General features: G+C 44.7%; 9 protein-coding genes. 5 read left to right on the forward strand and 4 right to left on the reverse strand.

All coding sequences use genetic code 11. The features are described 5' to 3' along the window. Positions 1–25 precede the first annotated feature (25 nt). Positions 26–1,261, forward strand: coding sequence for a metal ABC transporter substrate-binding protein (locus QUA27_RS18980; RefSeq protein WP_445251526.1), 1,236 nt, complete (start codon positions 26–28; stop codon positions 1,259–1,261). Positions 1,262–1,448: 187 nt separating this feature from the next. Here the strand turns inward: QUA27_RS18980 and QUA27_RS18985 are convergent, their stop codons facing one another. From QUA27_RS18985 to QUA27_RS18995, 3 genes are read right to left on the reverse strand one after another with little or no spacing between them, the layout of a single operon-like run. Further along, positions 1,449–5,108 carry a helicase-related protein gene (locus QUA27_RS18985; RefSeq protein WP_333069711.1) on the reverse strand — a complete coding sequence of 1,220 codons (3,660 nt, stop codon included), beginning with the start codon at positions 5,106–5,108 and terminating at the stop codon, positions 1,449–1,451. Further along, positions 5,098–8,136 carry a hypothetical protein gene (locus tag QUA27_RS18990; protein WP_333069712.1) on the reverse strand — a complete coding sequence of 1,013 codons (3,039 nt, stop codon included), beginning with the start codon at positions 8,134–8,136 and terminating at the stop codon, positions 5,098–5,100. The genes QUA27_RS18985 and QUA27_RS18990 overlap by 11 nt, the downstream gene beginning before the upstream one ends. A 13-nt stretch (positions 8,137–8,149) precedes the next feature. Beyond that, on the reverse strand, positions 8,150–8,419 hold the full coding sequence (locus QUA27_RS18995) for a YciI family protein (RefSeq protein WP_333069713.1): 270 nt from the start codon (positions 8,417–8,419) through the stop codon (positions 8,150–8,152). 161 nt (positions 8,420–8,580) lie between these two features. Here QUA27_RS18995 and QUA27_RS19000 point away from each other — a divergent pair, with 161 nt between their 5' ends. Then, positions 8,581–9,147, forward strand: coding sequence for a Uma2 family endonuclease (locus tag QUA27_RS19000; RefSeq protein WP_333069715.1), 567 nt, complete (start codon positions 8,581–8,583; stop codon positions 9,145–9,147). Between the two features lie 155 nt (positions 9,148–9,302). Here the strand turns inward: QUA27_RS19000 and pheT are convergent, their stop codons facing one another. Further along, positions 9,303–11,747, reverse strand: a complete 2,445-nt coding sequence (pheT, locus tag QUA27_RS19005; protein WP_333069717.1) for a phenylalanine--tRNA ligase subunit beta — start codon at positions 11,745–11,747, stop codon at positions 9,303–9,305. A 534-nt stretch (positions 11,748–12,281) separates the two neighbouring features. Here pheT and QUA27_RS19010 point away from each other — a divergent pair. The 3 genes from QUA27_RS19010 (at position 12,282) to QUA27_RS19020 (ending at position 19,110) form a co-directional block, all read left to right on the forward strand. Continuing rightward, complete coding sequence (locus QUA27_RS19010; protein WP_333069719.1) at positions 12,282–13,913, forward strand: serine/threonine-protein kinase; 1,632 nt, start codon at positions 12,282–12,284, stop codon at positions 13,911–13,913. Between the two features lie 183 nt (positions 13,914–14,096). Further along, positions 14,097–17,267 (forward strand): sensor histidine kinase, encoded by a 3,171-nt coding sequence (locus QUA27_RS19015; protein ID WP_333069721.1) that lies wholly within the window; start codon positions 14,097–14,099, stop codon positions 17,265–17,267. 34 nt (positions 17,268–17,301) lie between these two features. After that, positions 17,302–19,110, forward strand: a complete 1,809-nt coding sequence (locus tag QUA27_RS19020) for a PAS domain-containing sensor histidine kinase (protein WP_333069722.1) — start codon at positions 17,302–17,304, stop codon at positions 19,108–19,110. The last annotated feature ends 136 nt before the right edge of the window (positions 19,111–19,246 follow it).

Consider the following 19,246-nt stretch of genomic DNA (forward strand, 5'->3'; position numbering starts at 1 on the left):
ATCGGGAACGCACCAGAGGTAGATAATGCGACAGTCCAAGCTGGAAACCCCTCAAACCATAGGTTTTGTGGCGAAAATCTCAAGTAGATTAAAACTTATATCTTCCACCATGCTCAACGATCGCGATCTGGGCGGGCTATTCGCCCATCCCACCAGAATATGGAATCATAGTGAAACAGGAATCTTGCCTGTGGTGGAGAAGAGTGCAAAATGTGAGTTAAAACCAACGACAATTGTGAAGCAATCCTATCAAGGGGAGTTTAGCGATGAGTCGGGGATTGAAACCGCCCGCCCTGGATTGAACAAATCCAAGGTATTTTGGATTAAAAGTATTGCCTGCGGCATTTTGACTGTGGGTTTATTTAGTTGCGCTCAAACTCAGGGCGATCGCCTCTCTCCAGAGGCAGATGCTAAACCCAAGGTAGTTGCTACCAGCACAATTATTGAGGATTTGACAGATCGAGTAGCGGGTGGCGAAGTTCAGCTAACAGGAATTTTGCAGCCGGGAACCGATCCTCACGTTTACGAACCGGTGCCAAAAGATTCTCAAGCTTTAGAACAAGCTAACTTAATTTTGTATAACGGTTACAATTTGGAACCGGGATTAATTAGAATGATGAATGCCGCCGGAATTAAGGCGCGGAAATTAGCAGTGGGGGAAGTTGTCAAGCCTTTGCTACTGAATAAAGAAGGCAATACAGTACCCGATCCGCACGTTTGGGGAAATGTGGAAAATGTAGTTCAAATGGTGGAAGCAATTCGGGATGCGCTAATCGAACTGTCGCCGGAAGATCGGGAGAAGTTTACGCAGAATGCTGTGAAACTTACTGAAGAGTTAAAACGTTTGGATAGTTGGATCGAACAAGAGATTAAAACTATCCCTGAAAATAAGCGCGAATTAGTAACAACTCACGATGCTTTTCAATATTACAGCCGCGCCTACGGATTGGGAAGTGCGGGAAGTTTGATCGGGATTAGTACGGAGGAACAGCCGAGCGCTCAAACGGTGCAAAAGTTAGTAGAATCGGTGAAAGCTGCGGGAGTTCCTGCTATTTTTGCCGAGACTACAATTAACCCGCAACTGATTAGAACAGTGGCGGAGGAAGCGGGGGTGAAATTGGCGGCGCAGCAACTTTATTCGGATTCGATCGGGGCGGCCGGAAGCGAGGGCGATTCTTATGTGAAAATGATGTCGGCTAATACTCGCGCCATCGTCGAAGCTTTGGGGGGGGAATACACGCCGTTTGAAAGTAGCAAGTAGCAAGTAGGGTGCGTCGGAAGAGTTTTATTTGCTCTGCGGGGAGACAGCTAGCTGACGCAGCCTACAAGTTTCAGTAGGCTTGCATTGCATAAGTCTTTGATTGATACATAAACCGCAGATGCAAGGGAGATAAACACAGATTAACGCAGATTATTGAAGGAATTGAAAGCTTGGGAATGCAAGGGGTCTAGTTTACCTGCTTCGACAAAATTAAATTTAGCACGTTCAATTCGTTGGAACTTAAAAGATATTTATCTGTAAAAATCTTTTCTCGGCTTTGTTCTAAACTGTAGCTTCTAAACACGATAAACGGGAATTCGTGATACTTGTGCCCGATCGGCATTACACTATCTACAGGGTAGAGCGATCGCACATAAGCCGACAAAATATCCCGAAACCTCCTGTCTTCCGGTTCATCCAGCTTACTGTCAGCAAAATACTCCTGCATTTCCTCCCCGCTGACAAAAGCAAACAGCGGTATGGCATAATAGCGATCGAACTGCTGACTTTGCTCTTCAAAATACTGAGTTTTCTCCACATCGCTGTTGAGAAATTGCAATAACTCGATCGCACCTCCTCTTATAGCCGATATTACATTCTCCGGGGACAAATCGCTATCCCTAATTAGACGCATTTTTTTCAGCAACTTCTTTTCTAGACATTCCTTGATTTCCCGATGCAGCGACATCTGGTATGTTTCTACCAAAGTGCGATCGGCTAGAGGTACGATCAACAAACTACCGCAAACATGACCGAGTTCTAAATTATCATAGCTCAACAAACCATCAAGAGGGTTGCACTTTTCCAAAAATTTACGATTAAAATCGTCCCGCATTTCCAGGTAAGAATCGCCCCTTTGACGGGACTTGTCATCATTTGTCAAAACAAACTCCCCACGACCCAAAAGCTGTTCCAGGCTCATATAAACCTCCTTAAACAACATATTTCCTCGCTGGCTTTCGCTCTTTAACGTCTTAATTAGAGAAGCCATTTTGCTACCAAACGTATCCCCCACTGCGGAAACCGACTTTCCGCCAATCGGAATCATCAAAAACTTTTCCCTACCTAAATAACCGTATCCTGAAATTCGCGTCATCACCGCAGTCTTCAGAATTAGCAGTAAATTCAACAAACTCAACTTGCTTTCTTGTAAAGAAAGTTCCGCATCATCAGCGTAATAAACTGCGGTATCAGATAGGTAAAAAACTAATTCTTTGTCTTCACCATCCAGGGTTTTACCGTTGTCATATTCTCCGCATCCCCGATAAATCACCTGTATGACTTCCATCAAATTTTTCTCAATTTGGAAGCGGGGAATATCCACTAAAATATGCTTAGTTTTCGGGAAAGAAAGTCCACGACTTCCCGATGCAGTCATAAAGATTACTTTAGCTGTATTTTTGTATTCCTGTATTTTTTCTTTCTCGTCTTCCGAGATATTCGCGTGAATTTCCAGATAATCCGTAAAAGGCTCAAACTTTTCGCGACTATCTTTAATCTTTTTAATTAATTCGGCCAATCTTTGCTTATTTTGAATATATACTATAATTTGTTCGACACCGGGGATGGCTAATCGCTGATTGATATCCTCAATTATTTCAGATTGTACCCGCTTTACTAAATTACTATTCTGTTTTAAAGGCGCATTTTCACTGTATTTAACAGTTTCGACAAATACCTTATAAGTTATCTCTAAACTGCGCGCTGGGTAGGAATTCGCATTAATCACCTTTGCAGCTAGATTGTTAAATTTAAAAGGAATAACTTGTAAAGGTTGAATTTCTTCCGAATCTTTCGCTAACTTTTTAAAATAGATTTTGTCCGGTTCCGGTGACGTGTTATCAAGATGTTGTTTAATCACATCGCAGTCCACAATCGAAGCATCTGCGACAATAATTTTAGTATTAAAGCCGTGTTCTCGCTTGTGCAACTCATGTTTTTTGACAATCTTGGCAATTCCGGCTAAAAACTCAACGCCACCATCATCTCCCGTAATTTCATCTATCATAATGAAAATATGTTTGATGCGACTGGATATTTCTTGCATCTTAGCGGGAATGACCCGTTTGTCCCGTTTATTGTAAGTATCTTGAAATATTTTTTCTAAATGCTCTAGGGTATTTTGTCGGTTTTCTTTCATCTTCACCGATTGAATAGAAACGGTAGCTACGATATTACTAGATACCTGACCATTGATCAGCGCGTATATACCTTCGCAAATGCTCTTGAGCTCTCCATTTCCTTTGGGATTAACGGGTTTGATTACTGTTTCTCCCTTTTTTTCAAGTTCTGATTGATGATATTCCGTCCTCCGAATTTCTGAATCATCCTTGAGGAAGCGAACAGTTTTTTTTGTCAAATCTTCGCGATATTTATTCGATGCGTACTTAACGGTACAGTGTCCTGAATTGCTTTTGATGATATCGGCGTTAGTGTTGATACAAAATAATCGATCGTTGCACAGCAAACCCGTATTTTTATCTTGGAATTTTTCGATAATATCCAAGTTTACTTGCTTGCGGGGACTGGCGTACAGGAATAAGAAACCGTCGTCGATATGGGTGTGGAGGAAATTGGCGATCGCAGTTGTTTTCCCAATCCCTGGATTCCCCGTCAAAAAGATATAAGTTTCATCAGATTGCAGTGCTTTGACAATCAATTCAGCGTGAGCATTTCGCAGGTCTAATCCGCGAGAAATTTGCAAGTCATCTGCCAGTTTATCTGATATAATATCTATTGAATTAACAAAATCGTCTATCCGTTCTGTATGAGGTACAGGTTCAGTGACATTTTTTCCAATTCCTAACAGAGAATCAACAAACTTTCTGCCTTCTTTAAAACTGCGAGCTGCGTTGAGTTGAATAACATTTAAAACTTCGGTGCGAGCCTCGCTAATCTCTTTACCTTTCGCTTCATTCTGGTAAATTTGGGCACAAGTTGCTAACAACTTGATTTTGTCCTTGCGTAGGGAAATAGCGCTAATATTGCGATCGCCATAACCCACCACATTAAACAAAACCTCAGCCTCACTCGAAATTATACCTGTTTGTTGCAAAAATCCATAGAAGCTGTGAGCGTAGCTACCCGCCTGAATCAACTTAGCGCTTTCCTTATCCTTATACTTAAAAGCTGTAAAATAGCGTTTTAAATCCTCCGAGAAATCAACACCTAAAGTGCTGGTATCCATCCGCAGATTAGAAAACACACTTTTCGATCGCAAATAGCTAATTTCTCTCATCAAATATTTTCGTATAACCTCTATTTCATTGATATCCTCCGGTTTTGGAGCTAGCGTCGGAGAAAACACAGACAAATCAACGCAGAGAATTCTAAAATCATTTCCATACTGTAACAGCATCAGCGTATCAGCCTGCAAAAACTCCCCCTTTTTCGAGTAGCGGCGGATGTACGAGTTAATCTCATCATCTGATAAACTAAGTTGGGCAGTTTTTAACTGAGACAATAGCTCTTTAAACACTTCTTTATCACCCTTGTTATAGGTTCTGATACTGTTAGCATCACTAAAACTGCACTGACAATACACAATTTTCAACCGCTGCAAATTCCAGCCAGTAGAGTTGACGTACTCCCGAAAAAAATTCAACCCACCCAAAAAGCCTTTTTGGACAAAGAACAAACTCCATTTTTCAACTATTTCAGCATCTAAACTAGCCAGCAGATTGGCTTCCCTGACGATTTCCGCCGTCATCTTTGGCAATTGGAGCCTCTGCAAATCCAGACGATAGGAATCACCAAAATTGTGAGCTAAATTTTCCCGCTGAATATATGCGAGAATCCCGATATTGAAGCCTACCTCAAATAGCCGTCCCAAATCTTCACCAATCATTATTTTGTACCTCACCGACATTTAATACTTCTCTTACCTTATTCAAAAATGCCAGCGAGTTAAACTCAGCATTCCCGCCCGGATGACTAAACACAGATAAAGCACCAACGGATTCATCACCGATAATCTGCTCGTAGGGGTCAAGTTTAAAACTCAGGTCTTTTTTGCGAGCTTCATAACGATAAAAGTGAAAGATTGTTAAATAATGTAGCAAAGTGTCTTTAATTGCACCGTCGTAAATCAACCCTTGGTGAAGGTCTTGATCGTCCAGAATTCCGTCGTATATATGCAACAGGGTCGAGTAGGAGATCACACCGTTATAAAAGTTTTTCTCCTCCTTTACCTTAAGTCCGTTAAACAAGTTAAAAAACATCACAGCTTGTTGACTGGTATCTGCAAACAAGCTCGAAAGCTCCATAGCATCCTGAATGTAAAAAGGTTTTCCCTTATCGCCTAGGAAACTGCGGACATAGTATTTATCAAAAAACATCGGATAAATTTTGATATCTCGTCGCTCTCCCTTCAAAGTTCGGAGCAATTTTTTTGACATAAAAGACAATTCCTCGTCTTCCTCAGTCTTGGTAATATGCAGCGTACTCATGTAAGGTGCTTGCGAAATATATGCGAAATTTCGATATCCTTGCTGATAAAGCTGACTCATTGCATCTTCAAGGATTAACGGCTCCGTATAAAGGCGGCTGACACTGTAATTCTCAGAAAAAGTTTTCAGCACCTTGACTTGAATTGCATCATCTTCGAGGCGATTAATGCCGATAGCTTCTCCGATTAAACTAGCTGTTCTTTGGAAGCGGTTTTTATTACTTTTTTTAGCATCACTGTCGCGACTGGAAACAACAATAATTGCTAAATTATCCAATTCTGGAGATAACTTCACATTACTAAATTTAAACTTTTTCGGCAGAATTGAATACATTGAACTCAAACCGTTATGAACTTTGTAACTATTTGGATCTTCTTTAATACGAAATCCCTGAGAAGTTGAGCGTTGTTTTTCACTCAAAATGTGAGATAATGTTTTGGAAAGGTTAGCCATAAATTTTTCAGACGGCGAAGGGTGTTTTTCGTCACCTTCATGCAGCCTCACCATCGGAATAAATAAGTTTTTTGTAGTATTTTCGAGTAAAACTCTCAGGCAGATATAAGACAGCAGCAACATCGTAAATTTATACACAAAAGCCGCCGCAGGTGGTAAACCTTTATCCCCGGTGTCTAGTCGTCTGTCGTCATAAGGAAACAAAACTAATTTTGTTAAAAAATGCTGGCTGTAGATTTTTCTAGAACGATCGGCTTTAGGTGCGGAAAGCATCGGTAAAATATCGACACCTTTGATATTGTATTCCATGCTGAAATTTTGGCGTTCATCAGTAGGAAAATAGCGGACATCTTCGATAGTAATATTTATCGGTAGCTGACAGATTGCTGTTTCATCAACACTAGGCTGTTCGACGACAATATAATGGAGTGTCTGCTTGTAATTTAGATGCAGAACTTCATTAAAAAAATTACCATTATCCAAAATATTGTCAATGTCTTCTACCAGACCTATTTTAAGGTTTACGTGTCGCGTTTCTGCGCGGCTTGGCAAAATTGTCTGGCGTTCCAGAAACCCTTTCAGCATTCTTTTAAGATGGTTAATTTTATGTTTAACATTAACCTCCTTAAACCGGGTGACAAAATTTCGGAAAAGTCTTTTTTTTATTTCCTCATTATCCCGACTTAATACATCTCTCATTAGTTGATCAAAAGCCGGAATAGGATTAAATTCAAGTTCCAATTCTGGGTTGTAATTTTTCGAGTCTGGACTGTGTGGAGAGCCAAATACACAGTGATACAAAAATGCTATTTTTAACACTTTGCGGACGAAGGTTTCGGTATTAGCATCTTCGGTAAGTTCTGCTTTGTGTTCTTCACTATCTGGATTTAGCAGATTCAGATGATATTCAAATACGTCCTTTCCACCGCGGGCTTGAACTGGGTTGTCCAATTTTAGTTTGAGACCAAAGATAAATTTACGTTCGTTCCGATGATTGTCCGTGCTTTCTCCCAAGTAACCTTCTACAAGGGGAATAATTGGCAGTGCATCTAAAAATTCCGCTCGCCCAAAAATCTCTCTGTAATTAACTCGAACACCAGCATAATTGGCAGCGTAATCGCCATCTGATTTATTATTGTCGTTGATGTAATTTTCTATCAATCTGAGACGACGAATCAAATCTTTTAAATAGATGATTCCTACAGTATCTGTGCTGCTAGCGCTGATGTGTTCCAGCAGATACTCCAAATAAGTAATCTTAGCTTCTTTGTTGATTTTTCCTAGGGTTTCTTTGTCTACCAGTCGGATCAATTTATGAAAATCAGAGTATTCATTATTAACCATCTCATCAAGACGATGGTTAAGTTCTTGCCTATCGTCGCTATTCTCGGCATTTTCCCTAATGTAGTTTTCTAAGCCCTCCTTTAGCTGTTGTTGAAAAATATCGGTATTTCGCACAGTAATAGTCAATTTATGCAGTTTTAAAATCCCAGGACTCCCAGAAACCCTGCGTTCCAAAGTTAGCTTTTCTTTTTCTAAAGAAGTGTGGCGAGTACCAAAATCGTATTTGAGACCTAACTTTTTGCCGTCTCCCTGAAAAGAGGATGAATCTAAAGGAGTGATTAAGCTAGCGACAAACTTTTCAATTGAAGTATTTTGTGGGAGCAATTTAGATGCTAAGTGCTGCCGCAAACACTCTTTAATCTGCCTGACTCGATCGCCAAAAAGCTCCTCAACTTCCGGCGGAAAATTAACAGTAGCAGCATCTGCTTGACGTTCAAAGGAACCCAAGGGTGTCCGCACTTCTAATTTTGCAACATCAGCAGCAATGGCATCAATATCGACGATCAGACGGCGGCGGTCATCTGATATATTAAACGGGTTTTTAGATTGCAAAACCTCTAAAATCTTGGCCAGCAAATCGCCATAGTCAACTGGAACTAAATCGCTGTCATCCAATCTTAAGATGTTCACCCTGTTAACCCCTTCAAAAAGCTTGAATCCACTCTTTCACGTCGTACTCAGTCCAAACCCCATTTACCCAATAAGGATCGGATTCCACCAATTGTCGCACCTGCGCCTCATCTTCAGCTTCGTAAATTGCAAAAACTTTTGTTAAATCTTTCGTTGGCCCGATCGTAATTAACACTCCCGATTCTTTTTGTTTGGCAAGTCCGGCTAAGTGCGCGTCTCGAAAGGGAGCGCGTTTTTCTAGAACGTCTCCGCAGTAACTTCCCCACATCACATACTTGGTCACGGTTTTGAACCTTGGATAAATTTGTTTTAAAATAATTGTACAATAATAGTAGCAGGATTTGACGACTTTTTTTAGGATAAAATTGATTAACCGCAGAGGGCGCAGAGGTCGCTGAGGAATAGAGGGGAAGAGAGAGGTTTGTTATAGAGAAGAAGGTTACTATGACTTTATTAGATATTCGGCTGCTGACTGTTTATGAATATGACCGAATGACGGAAATTGGTATTTTTGACGAAGATGAACGGGTGGAATTACTAGCAGGACAGATAGTAAAGAGGGCAGCAAAGGGAACAGCTCACGGTGCGGCGATTGCGCGCACGAAGGTATTACTGGATAACCGTTTAGCAGAACAGATTTTGGTGCGGCTTCAAGACCCGGTTCGGATGAATAATTACTCGCAACCTGAACCGGATATTTCTGTAGTTATACCAGATCCACTTTACTATGAAGACCACCATCCAATTCCTTCAGAAATTTATCTGATTATTGAAGTTGCGGATACTACGCTGAGAACGGATTGCGGGATTAAAGCGAAAATTTATGCTGAGTCGGGAATTACTGATTATTGGGTTTTGGATGTGAATAATCGGCAACTCCACGTTTTTAGAGAACCGAGTCAGGATGGTTATCAAAGTCGGGTGATTCTTGCGGATGGTGATAGTATTTCTCTTTTGCGGTTTCCTGATTGTTCTTTTTTTGTGCGGGAGATGTTGCGGCCTTTAAATTAATGCTTTTTTCAATGAATTTAGGACTCGCCTGGCCGCAGAAACCGGGTTTCTATGAATATATTGGTTTGTGGCGGGCAATCTTGGAAGAAACCCGGTTTCTCAGTCTTTGCGTGTAAGTCGAGAGAGGGCGGGCACTTTTAGCACCGCCCCTACGATTAGCTTCTGAGGCTGACTCCGAATTTCTCTACTAAAACATCGCGGACTTTTTGTTGGGCTGGTTCGACATCGGTTTCGCTTAATGTTCGATCGCCCGCGCGGTAAACTAACCGAAAAGCCAAACTCCGCTGTCCCGCCGGCACGTTGTCGCCCCGATATTCGTCGAACAGTTCCACGGAATCCAGCAAACTACCCGCCGCCTTTTTCATCGCACTCTGCATCTCAACAACCGGAACTTCAACTGGTGCGAAAAATGCAATGTCTCTGTCAGAAGCGGGGAAACTCGAATAACCCGCGAATTTGCGAGTTAAGTTGTTCGATCGCCCTAATTCACCCAACAGCACCGCTAAATCTAATTGAAACACGTAAACCTGCTCAGGCAAATCCTTTTCTTGCTGCAATTGCGGGTGCAACTGTCCGAAAACTCCTAAATGTTTCCCGTTTAACGATAACGCAGCGGTGCGGCCAGGATGCAAGCGCGTATTAGAGGAATCGCTTTGATATTCCACCGCCAAACCCAACCCCTGAAACGCGCTTTCCAAGATACCTTTTGCCTCAAACCAACTCAAAGGTCGATCGCGCCCTCCCTGCTGCCATTTCCACACAGTCGGATCGCCGCCAATAATCCCCGCAACTGCATCGGCTTCCTTCATTGCATCCCCATCTTTCCAAAAAATGCGGCCGACTTCAAAACCGTTTAGTGCGCCATTTCCCTGTTCCAAATTGTACTGGAAAGCATCAATCAAACCCGACAGCATTTCTGTCCGCAAAGCCGAATACTCCACAAACAGCGGATTCGCCAGCACCACCTGATTGTCTCCCTCAGTTTTCACCAAAGAATAGTGCATCAACTCCGTCAAACCTGCCGCCCGAAAAGCCGATCGCACATTCCGAATTGCGGCGTATTCCGGCGACAGATAACCAGGTTCCGTTTTGCTAGGCAAAGTATCGCAGAAATTGTCATAACCGTGGAGTCTGGCCACTTCTTCAATTAAGTCAATTTCTCTTTCTAAATCTCGGTAGCGGTAAGGAGGCACAGTCACATTCCAAACCCGTTCTTTTTCCGTCGAAATAACTTCGCATCCCAAGGCTGTGAGAATATTTGTCACCTCTTCCGGTTCCAGATATTTAGAACCGCCAGTTTCTCCTCTTTTCAACTGCCCCAAAACCAGATTTACTCGGTCTAAACGCAATTCGAGCGATCGGCTAAAACTCAAATCCTCGCCGGAACTCGCCGTTTTCTGCACCGTCGCAGTGCCTCCAGCCAACTCCAAAATTAGGGCGACAGCGCGGTTGCAAGCCGTCGCCAAGGCGGCCTGATTCACCCCCCGTTCGTAGCGGATCGATGCCTCGCTACGCAAGCCTTGAGCGCGCGCAGAACGGCGAATCGTTGCCTGGTCAAAAATCGCCGCTTCTAAGACTAAATTTTGCGTTCCTTCGTGAACTTCCGTGTCTTCGCCACCCATTACTCCAGCTAAGGCAACAGGTTTGTCGCTAGCAGTAATTAACAGATTTTGAGCTTGCAAATTGCGGTTTTGTCCGTCCAAAGTTTTGAAGGATTCCCCTGTTTTGGCAAAGCGGACGCCGATGCTGATATCTTGAGTACCAGTGAAAGATTGCAGGCGATCGCGATCGAAAGCGTGCAGCGGCTGGCCCCATTCCAATAAAATGTAATTAGTTACGTCAACCACATTATTAATCGGCCGCACTCCCGCCGCCTGCAACCGCTGCTGCAACCAAGCTGGAGAAGCAGCAATTTTCACACCTTCAATTGCCGTGCCGATGTAAATTGGGCATCCTTGCGGTTCCGATATTTCTACTGCCAAACCAAGACTTTCTTTCCCCTCAATCGCCACACCATTCGCTGCGGGAATTCTCAAACTCGCCCCAGTCAGCGCCGCCACTTCCCGCGCCACGCCCACCATGCTCAAAGCGTCAGCACGGTTGGCAGTTGCTGTCAAGTCTAAAATCACATCGTCTAAACCCAAAAGCGGGCGAATATCGCTGCCCAATTCGGGATTTTCTAACTCGAAAATGTGAATCCCGGCTGACTCTTTAGATAGTCCCAATTCCGCCAGGGAGCAAATCATTCCTTCGGAAGGAACGCCTCGCAATTTAGCAGGTTTAATCTTTAAATCAATAGTCGATAAATAAGTGCCGACAACAGCGACAGGCACGTAAATGTCTGCCCTAGCGTTCGGTGCGCCGCAAACAATATTCAAAGCTTCTGAGGAACCCACATCCACTTGACAAACTCTCAATTTGTCTGCATTCGGATGCTGTTCGCAGGCAATGATTTTGCCCAAAACTACGCCGCTTGCCCACGGGCGGCGGTCTTCGATTTCTTCAACTTCAAAGCCTGCCATTGTCAGAGTTTCGGCTAATTCTTCCGGCGATATTGCCACATCCACCAATTCCTGCAGCCACTTTAGAGAAATACGCATAATTTAGATCAGTAGTTAGTTGTCAGTGCTCTGTAGTTATTAGTCATTAGTCGGCGCCGACGGGCTACGACTTTTGAGTCCCAGAATTTATTCGGGAAAGCTTTTCATAGCATACTAATTTAAATTTGTCAAGACTGTTAGGGTACACATCAGCAAAAACGAGGGATCGGCCCAAAGGTAGATGTCTACTGGGGGATGAGTAGCATTCTCATTCAGAGAATGAGGTATGCTAGATACATCTAACAACGCAAAAAGCACTTAAGTTTAGAAAGACTTTACACAAAAAAGCACAACTTTAGCAAGTCTTTAAACTATCTTCAAGGATAATCAACCGAAAAAACTCAAACCAGCGAGATAATCAAAATAGGGAAAAGATATCTGCATAAAAGACTTAGGTGCAATTCCAATTCGCAATCGAAGGCACGGCTTGCCGAAAACTGATAGATTAGTATGTCTACCAGAAGCAGGAACAGGCTATTTGTGCAGTCGAGCGACGCTGACAAGATCAGAACAACATAGGCAAACTCAATCAATATGAGCTACTGCGTAAATCCGGGCTGTCCCCATCCTCAAAACCCTGCTGACTCTATTCTTCAGTGTCAGACTTGCGGTGCACGGTTATTGCTGCGCGCTCGCTACCGAGTCATTGAACCGTTAGGACAAGGAGGTTTTGGAGCTACATTTCTGGCAAAAGACATCTCATTGCCCGGTCAACCGAGTTGTGTAGTCAAACAACTGCGACCCAGTAGTTCGTCGCCGCGAGTTTTAGAAATGGCGCGGGAATTATTTAAGCGAGAGGCAAAAACCCTCGGCCAACTGGGCGACCACCCGCAAGTACCGAGGCTGCTAGACTATTTTGAAACGGAACAGCAATTTTACTTAGTTCAAGAGTATGTTAAAGGCTCGACTTTGAAACAAGAAGTCAAGCACTCAGGCCGTTTCAACGAATCTGATGTTAAAAATTTTCTATTAGAAATTCTGCCAGTAGTGCAATATATCCACAGCCAAGGAGTAATTCACCGAGACATCAAACCCGCAAATATTATTCGCCGAATTCAAGACGGTCACTTAGTTCTGATTGACTTCGGAGCGGTAAAAGACCAAGTTAGCCAAACAATATTATTAGACCCCGCCGACCAAAGCGCCAACACGAAATTTTCAGTCGGCACATTTAGTTTTGCCCCCCCGGAACAAATGGCGCTGCGGCCGATATTTGCCAGCGACATCTACGCAGTGGGTATGACTTGCTTGTACTTGCTGACAGGAAAATCGCCCAAGGATTTAGATTTTGATGGAGTAACCGGCGAAATTGTTTGGCAGCCCCACGTTCAGGTGAGTCCAAATTTTGCGCGGATTCTCGAAAAAATGCTGAAGCCGATGGTTGGGCATCGCTTCCAATCGGCAGCAGATGTCCTCAGAGCTCTCTCGGGCCAATTTGAAGACCCAAGTCTGATGGATGGCTTGGCAACTCAATTCAACGCCTCTTCTCGTACAGTTGAAGAACCTACAATATTTAATGACGAGGGTTCTTCGTGGTCACGGCCTGAGAGCAAAATTAATCAAGATTTACGATCGAACCACACCCGCGCTGGTAGAACTTCCTTCAGCCAATCCGGGAACACGGGGATGCAGCCCAGAGTTTCCCGAACTCTAGCTGAGTCCGGCAGAACTTTCGGAACGGTTGGACCTTTTAGCGACAATTTAGCAGGGTCAAAGCTATCGAAAGTTGCTCCTAAGTGGGACACCAACAGCGTGCGAGCGGCATATTTTAAAGGCAAGCGTGATTTTGCTGACTGCGAACTGTCGGGTTTGCAACTGCAAAAAGCGCAGTTAGCGGGGGGGAATTTTTATCAGGCTAGATTGGTGAAAGCAAATTTGCAAGCAGCGGATTTGTCGGGGGCAAATTTGGGTCACGCGAGGTTAATTCAGGCGAATTTGCGAGATGCTAATTTGACTGAGGCTTATTGCAGCACTGCCAATTTTGAAGGGGCGGATTTCCGAGGTGCTGACTTGACGGGGGCTTATTTGACTAAGGCGAATTTGCGGGGAGCAAATTTGTGCGGGGCGAATCTTACGAACGCTACAGTTTCTGAGGAACAACTGGCAATGGCAAAGACCAATTGGCTTACTGTTAAGCCGGATGGCAAGCGGAGTTTTGGATTTTAATAGAAGGAAGAAGGAAGAAGGAAGAAGGAAGAAGGAAAAATGCTCCTACTCTCCCACTCTCCCAGTCGTCCACTCTCCCCACTTCCCACTCCCCCAGTCAGGTGAGTCGTCAGGAGGAAGCCCGATCGCCCCAAAGCCGCCTAAATTAAAAACTAGGAATGGAGGATTCGATCGCACCTAAACATGAAACTGCTCAACCCCCGCACTCGAACGCTTCTGTACACCGGCATCCTGGCGCTGGCCTACTTTGTTACCGGAAAACTCGCAGCGTCGATGCTGGGACTGGTGAAAGCCGAACCCTCCCCCGTGTGGCCGCCCGCCGGTATTGCTCTAGCGGCACTGCTACTGCAAGGGCGACGGATGTGGCCGGGAATAGTCCTCGGTTCAGTGCTGTTAAACTCTACCGGCGGTATACCGTCGGCTGTCATTGTCACATCGGCCTTTAGCGTTACCCTGCAAGCGCTGGCTGGAGAGGCTTTGCTGACTTGGAGCGGATTTTCTACCAAACTAGATCGATTGCGAGATGTTCTGGCTTTAGTGGCGGGCGCTGTCATCGGGTCTACTTTGGTCGGTTCTATCCTGGGCAACTTGGGAACGTGCATTTTTGGTTGGGATCAGTGGAGCAATTTCTCTCGCAACTGGTGGACTACGTGGCTCGGAGACGGCATGGGAATTTTGATTGTGACGCCCGTTCTGCTGACTTTGAACCACGCCGTTAATAGTTTTAAATCTCCACTAAAACTGAGATGTTTCATTATTCTCAATTACTTGTTTAGGAACAGGCAAGATGCCTGTTCCACAAGAGATGAATTTGATTGTGGAACAGGCATCTTGCCTGTTGTTGAAAATGGTGTAAAAGGTAAGATTAAACCGGGAAATATTTCAAGTTTAAAATCATTTTTTAACTGGAATTACGAATCAGAATTTACAAATTATTCAAGCCGATTTTCTGCAAGTGAAAACCGCTATAATCTTCTATTTTTAATTATTAATTATTCAGAAATAGCGCTCTGGCTGACTCTCTTGCTGAGCGTGAGCTGGCTGTTTTTTTGCTCTAAAATACAAGCAGCGATCGCTCAGTATCCGCTGGAGTATCTGCCTTTTCCTCTGATAGTTTGGGCAGCCCTGCGGTTTCAACCGGCGGGAGCGATTTTTGCTTATTCGATCGTGTCTTACATCGCGATTTGGGGAGCGGTGCAGGGAGGCGGCCCGTTTTTGGCTAAAAGCGATAATCTCAAACAGGCGGTTTTATTTTTACAAGCTTTTACCGGTACGATCGCCCTTGTGGCTCTGATGTTGGCCGCCGCCGTAGCAGAACGCCAGCAAGCGCTGGTGGAGGTGCGCCGCACGGCCGCCATGCTGCGCGATCGCGAAGCTAGTTTAGCCAACGCTCAGCGCATCGCTCAGTTGGGAAATTGGGATTTAAATTGCGCCGCCTTCACAGCAACTGACAACTGCCAAGAATCCGCAGAAGATCGTAGATCCCATATCGAATTGCGGTGGTCAAACGAACTTTACCGCCTCTTGGGTTTTGCTCCGGGAACTGTCAAACCGACACCAGAAGTTTTTTTGCAGGCCGTACATCCAGAAGACCGAGAATTGGTGGCGCGATCGCAGCGCCAAGCTATGTTTGAGCGCACACCCTATTGCATTAACTACCGAATTGTACTCGCAGACGGTTCCGAACGCACTGTCTGCGAACAGTCGGCCATTCAGTCAGGGGCCATCGCCGCCACAGTCCAAGACGTTACCGAACGCCACCGCGCGGAAACTGCTTTGCGGGCGTCCTCCGATCGCGATCGCTTGCTCTCAGAAATCGCCCTGCGAATTCGCAACTCCCTCGACCTCGAAGAAATTCTCAATACTACTGTTGCCGAAGTCCGGCAATTTTTCAAGGCAGACCGCGCTTTCATCGGTATTGTGGACGCGGACGGGATAAATCTTCCTAACCCGGTATACGGTAAGGTTGTGGCCGAGTCTGTGAGTGCCCAATACCGTTCTCTTTTGGGGTGGGTACTCGCTGACGAGAATCACCTCGAAAACCAGAAAACTTTTTATGCTAACAACCGCGTCCGAACTATCTCCGATACTGCTAGCGTTCAACTCAGCCTTCCAATTGCCCAATTGTACAGCGACTATCAAATTCGCGCGACGTTAAATGTGCCGATCGTCCTGGGGGATGAATTGTTCGGGATCTTGGCCGTCAACCAGTGCTCCGGGCCCCGCCAGTGGCAGGAATTTGAAATAGATTTGTTGGAAAAACTCGCTACCCAAGTGGCGATCGCTCTCCAGCAAGCCCAACTTTTGCAGCAGGTAAAAGCTCTCAATGCCAACTTGGAATCTCAAGTGGAGGAACGCACCCGCCAACTACAGCAAAAAATGCACGAGTTGCAAGAAAGCAACCGCCTGAAAGACTTATTTTTGCACGCAGTTTCTCACAATCTCCGCACTCCTGTTATGGGAATGTTAATACTGCTGAAAAATTTGCTCAACAAATCGGCATCTGATTCTCTACAAGATGTTCCGGTTTCTCGATCGATCTTGCAGCGGATCGTTCAAGCCAGCGAACACCAGTTGACTATGGTTAATTCCCTGCTAGACGCTCACGCTAGCGAGGTTAAAGGTATTGTTCTCAATACTGTACCGCTGGATTTGCCGTCTTTAGCTTCAGCCATTGTGGCCGATTTAGAACCGATACTAGCAAAAAATCAAGCAACTTTAACTCAGGAAATACCAGTGGATTTGCCACAAGTCAAGGCCGATCGCCAACACTTGCAGCGGGTTCTAGAAAATCTGTTGACTAATGCTATTAAACACAATCCTCCGGGAGTCAATATAACTTTTAAAGCCGAGGTAATTGCCGTTGAAACAGCGCTAAGTTATGAAGAAAATTTCCAGGCTTTAAGATCGCCCAATAATCCGCTTGCCCGCTGTATCGCTAACGGGATATCTCCTGCGGGCGATCGTCCTAGGATAGGCGAGACCACCCAGAAAAATCAGGAAATCCTGGCCAAATTTAACCTCGACGGCAGTTGCAAAATGGCCCGCTATCAGGGTCAAATTGGCAATATCGGCAGCAAATTGCCCGCAGTGACCGTAAAAATGGTTCGCTGTACTGTAACAGATAATGGAGTGGGAATCAGCGCCAAACAGCGGGAATCTCTGTTTGAACTTTACGTTCAAGACCCTAATAGCCGACAATTAACAGGGTTGGGTTTGGGATTGTACCTCTCCAAGCAAATTATCAAAGCTCACGGCGGCGAAATTGGCGTCGAAAGCACTCCCGGCGGTGGTTCGACTTTCTGGTTTTCGCTACCTGCTGTCAACTCGGACGATCGATCTTTGTCAATATAAAATCTAAAATCTAAAATCTAAAATCTAAAATGCTATGAACTATTTGGGCAATGCAAAATCCGTTCAGGCGTTAACGGTTTACGAGGTGTGGCGCGATCGCTTCCTCCGCGATCGGCTGCGCCCTGCTGTCGGAATTGCCATCTTTTTTGCCTTCACAATAACGGTTTATTTTCTGGGCGAAAGATTGTTCGCTCGCCAGGAGTTTGAAAGTGTTTATTTGTACACGAGCGCTGCTGTAGAATTGGGTTTGTTGACCTGTTTTGTGTTGCAAAAAACCTCCTTCGGACAGCGCTATCCCGGTTTGCTATTTTTGGGTTTTTCGTGGTCGCTGACGGTAATTGTACAGCTTGGGTTAGCTGTCGCACAAGCCGGAGAATTACCAATTTTTACCTGGAGTTTAGCGTTTCTGATCCAAGCTACGCTGATGCCCGTCCGCTGGCGCCTCCACCTGATTTCTCAACTCGGCGTTTTGTGCTGCCACGTCGGGATAAATTTGGTTTTAAATCTAAGTTTTGCTAAGTATACTCCTTTTAAGTTGACCGGGTTGTACTTATATCTGTTTTGGTTTTGTTTGATTTGCGATTTGTCGGTTTATTGGTACGAATGTCTGCAACGGAAAGAGTTTAGTACGAGGCGTGAGTTGGAATCTGCTTACCAGCAGTTGGAGGCAGCGGAGGCGAAGTACCGCAGCATTTTTGAGAATGCCGACGAGGGAATTTTTCAAAGCACTCCCGATGGGCGTTATATTACTGCAAATCCAGCTTTGGCGCGAATTTACGGCTGCGATTCCCCGGAAGAAGTGACGACCAAGTTTACTGATATTGAGCGGCAGTTGTACGTCGATCCGGCTCGCAGAAATGAGTTTTTGCGATCGATCGAGGAAAGCGGCACAGTATCGGATTTTGAATCTAAAATTTACCGCTCAGATGGCAGTATAGTCTGGATTTCTGAGAAGGCGCGGGCGGTACGAGACAGCAGCGGCGCCGTGCTTTATTATGAGGGTTTAATTGAGGATATCACGCAGCGCAAACAGGCACAAGAATCGCTGCGGATGTTTATCCACGCTCTTTCTCACGACTTGCGAAACCCGGTGGCGGGAATGTTAATGGTGCTGAAAAATTGGCAGACGAAAACCGGGGATTCGATCGCAATTCCCCGTTCTATTTTGGAGCGGATGATTCAAGGTAGCGAGCAGCAATTGCGCTTGATCAATTCGCTGTTGGAAGTTCACGCCGGAGAATTGCGCGGTTTGGTTTTGCACTGCGAATCGGTTGATTTGAGGGCGGTAGTTGAAGCTGCTGCGACAGATTTGGAGCCTTTAATGAATGAGGGTAAAGCTACTTTTAAAATTTTGGTACCTGATAATTTGCCAGCGGTGAATGCTGACAAAACTCAGTTGTGGCGTGTGTTCTCTAATTTAATTGCTAATGCTTTAAAACACAATCTGCCAGGATTGAATTTAACAATTTCGGCTCAAGTAATCAATGGGGGAAAATTAATTATAAATCAAAGCACAGCAAAACAAGACATCCACAAATTACCGATTGCCAATCCACAATCCCCCATTACCAATCCCCAATCCCCAATTCTCAATTCCGGAAGTAGAATGATTTACTGTACCGTTGAAGATGACGGGGTGGGAATATTGCCGGAACAGTGCGAACATCTTTTTGACCTTTACGTTAGGGGCGATCGATCCCGACACTCCGTCGGTTTGGGTTTGGGTCTATATCTTTGTCGGCAAATTATTGGTGCTCACGGCGGCCAAATAGGGGTAATTAGCACTCCCGGTGCAGGGGCAAGTTTTTGGTTTACTTTGCCGCTGGCTGAGAATTTCCGGTGATTTTTTTGTATTTTTAATTACATTTTATCTAGCAATCGTGCCAGATATTTAGAACGTTATTAATTGCTGAAACCCTTGCGAAGTATGCTTCTTCCTTCTTCCTTCCTTCGGCTTTTATTTTGTTGTGCCGTCGCAG

The sequence above is a fragment of the Microcoleus harperi Pol14_C6 genome, assembly GCF_036701295.1.
Taxonomy (GTDB): domain Bacteria; phylum Cyanobacteriota; class Cyanobacteriia; order Cyanobacteriales; family Microcoleaceae; genus Microcoleus.

Bases quoted from the DNA above. Each gene is read 5' to 3' on its own strand.
- QUA27_RS18980 (WP_445251526.1), top strand. From the start codon at position 26: ATGCGACAGTCCAAGCTGGAAACCCCTCAAACCATAGGTTTTGTGGCG.
- QUA27_RS18985 (WP_333069711.1), bottom strand. From the start codon at position 5,108: ATGATTGGTGAAGATTTGGGACGGCTATTTGAGGTAGGCTTCAATATC.
- QUA27_RS19000 (WP_333069715.1), top strand. From the start codon at position 8,581: ATGACTTTATTAGATATTCGGCTGCTGACTGTTTATGAATATGACCGA.
- pheT (WP_333069717.1), bottom strand. From the start codon at position 11,747: ATGCGTATTTCTCTAAAGTGGCTGCAGGAATTGGTGGATGTGGCAATA.
- QUA27_RS19010 (WP_333069719.1), top strand. From the start codon at position 12,282: ATGAGCTACTGCGTAAATCCGGGCTGTCCCCATCCTCAAAACCCTGCT.
- QUA27_RS19015 (WP_333069721.1), top strand. From the start codon at position 14,097: ATGAAACTGCTCAACCCCCGCACTCGAACGCTTCTGTACACCGGCATC.
- QUA27_RS19020 (WP_333069722.1), top strand. From the start codon at position 17,302: ATGAACTATTTGGGCAATGCAAAATCCGTTCAGGCGTTAACGGTTTAC.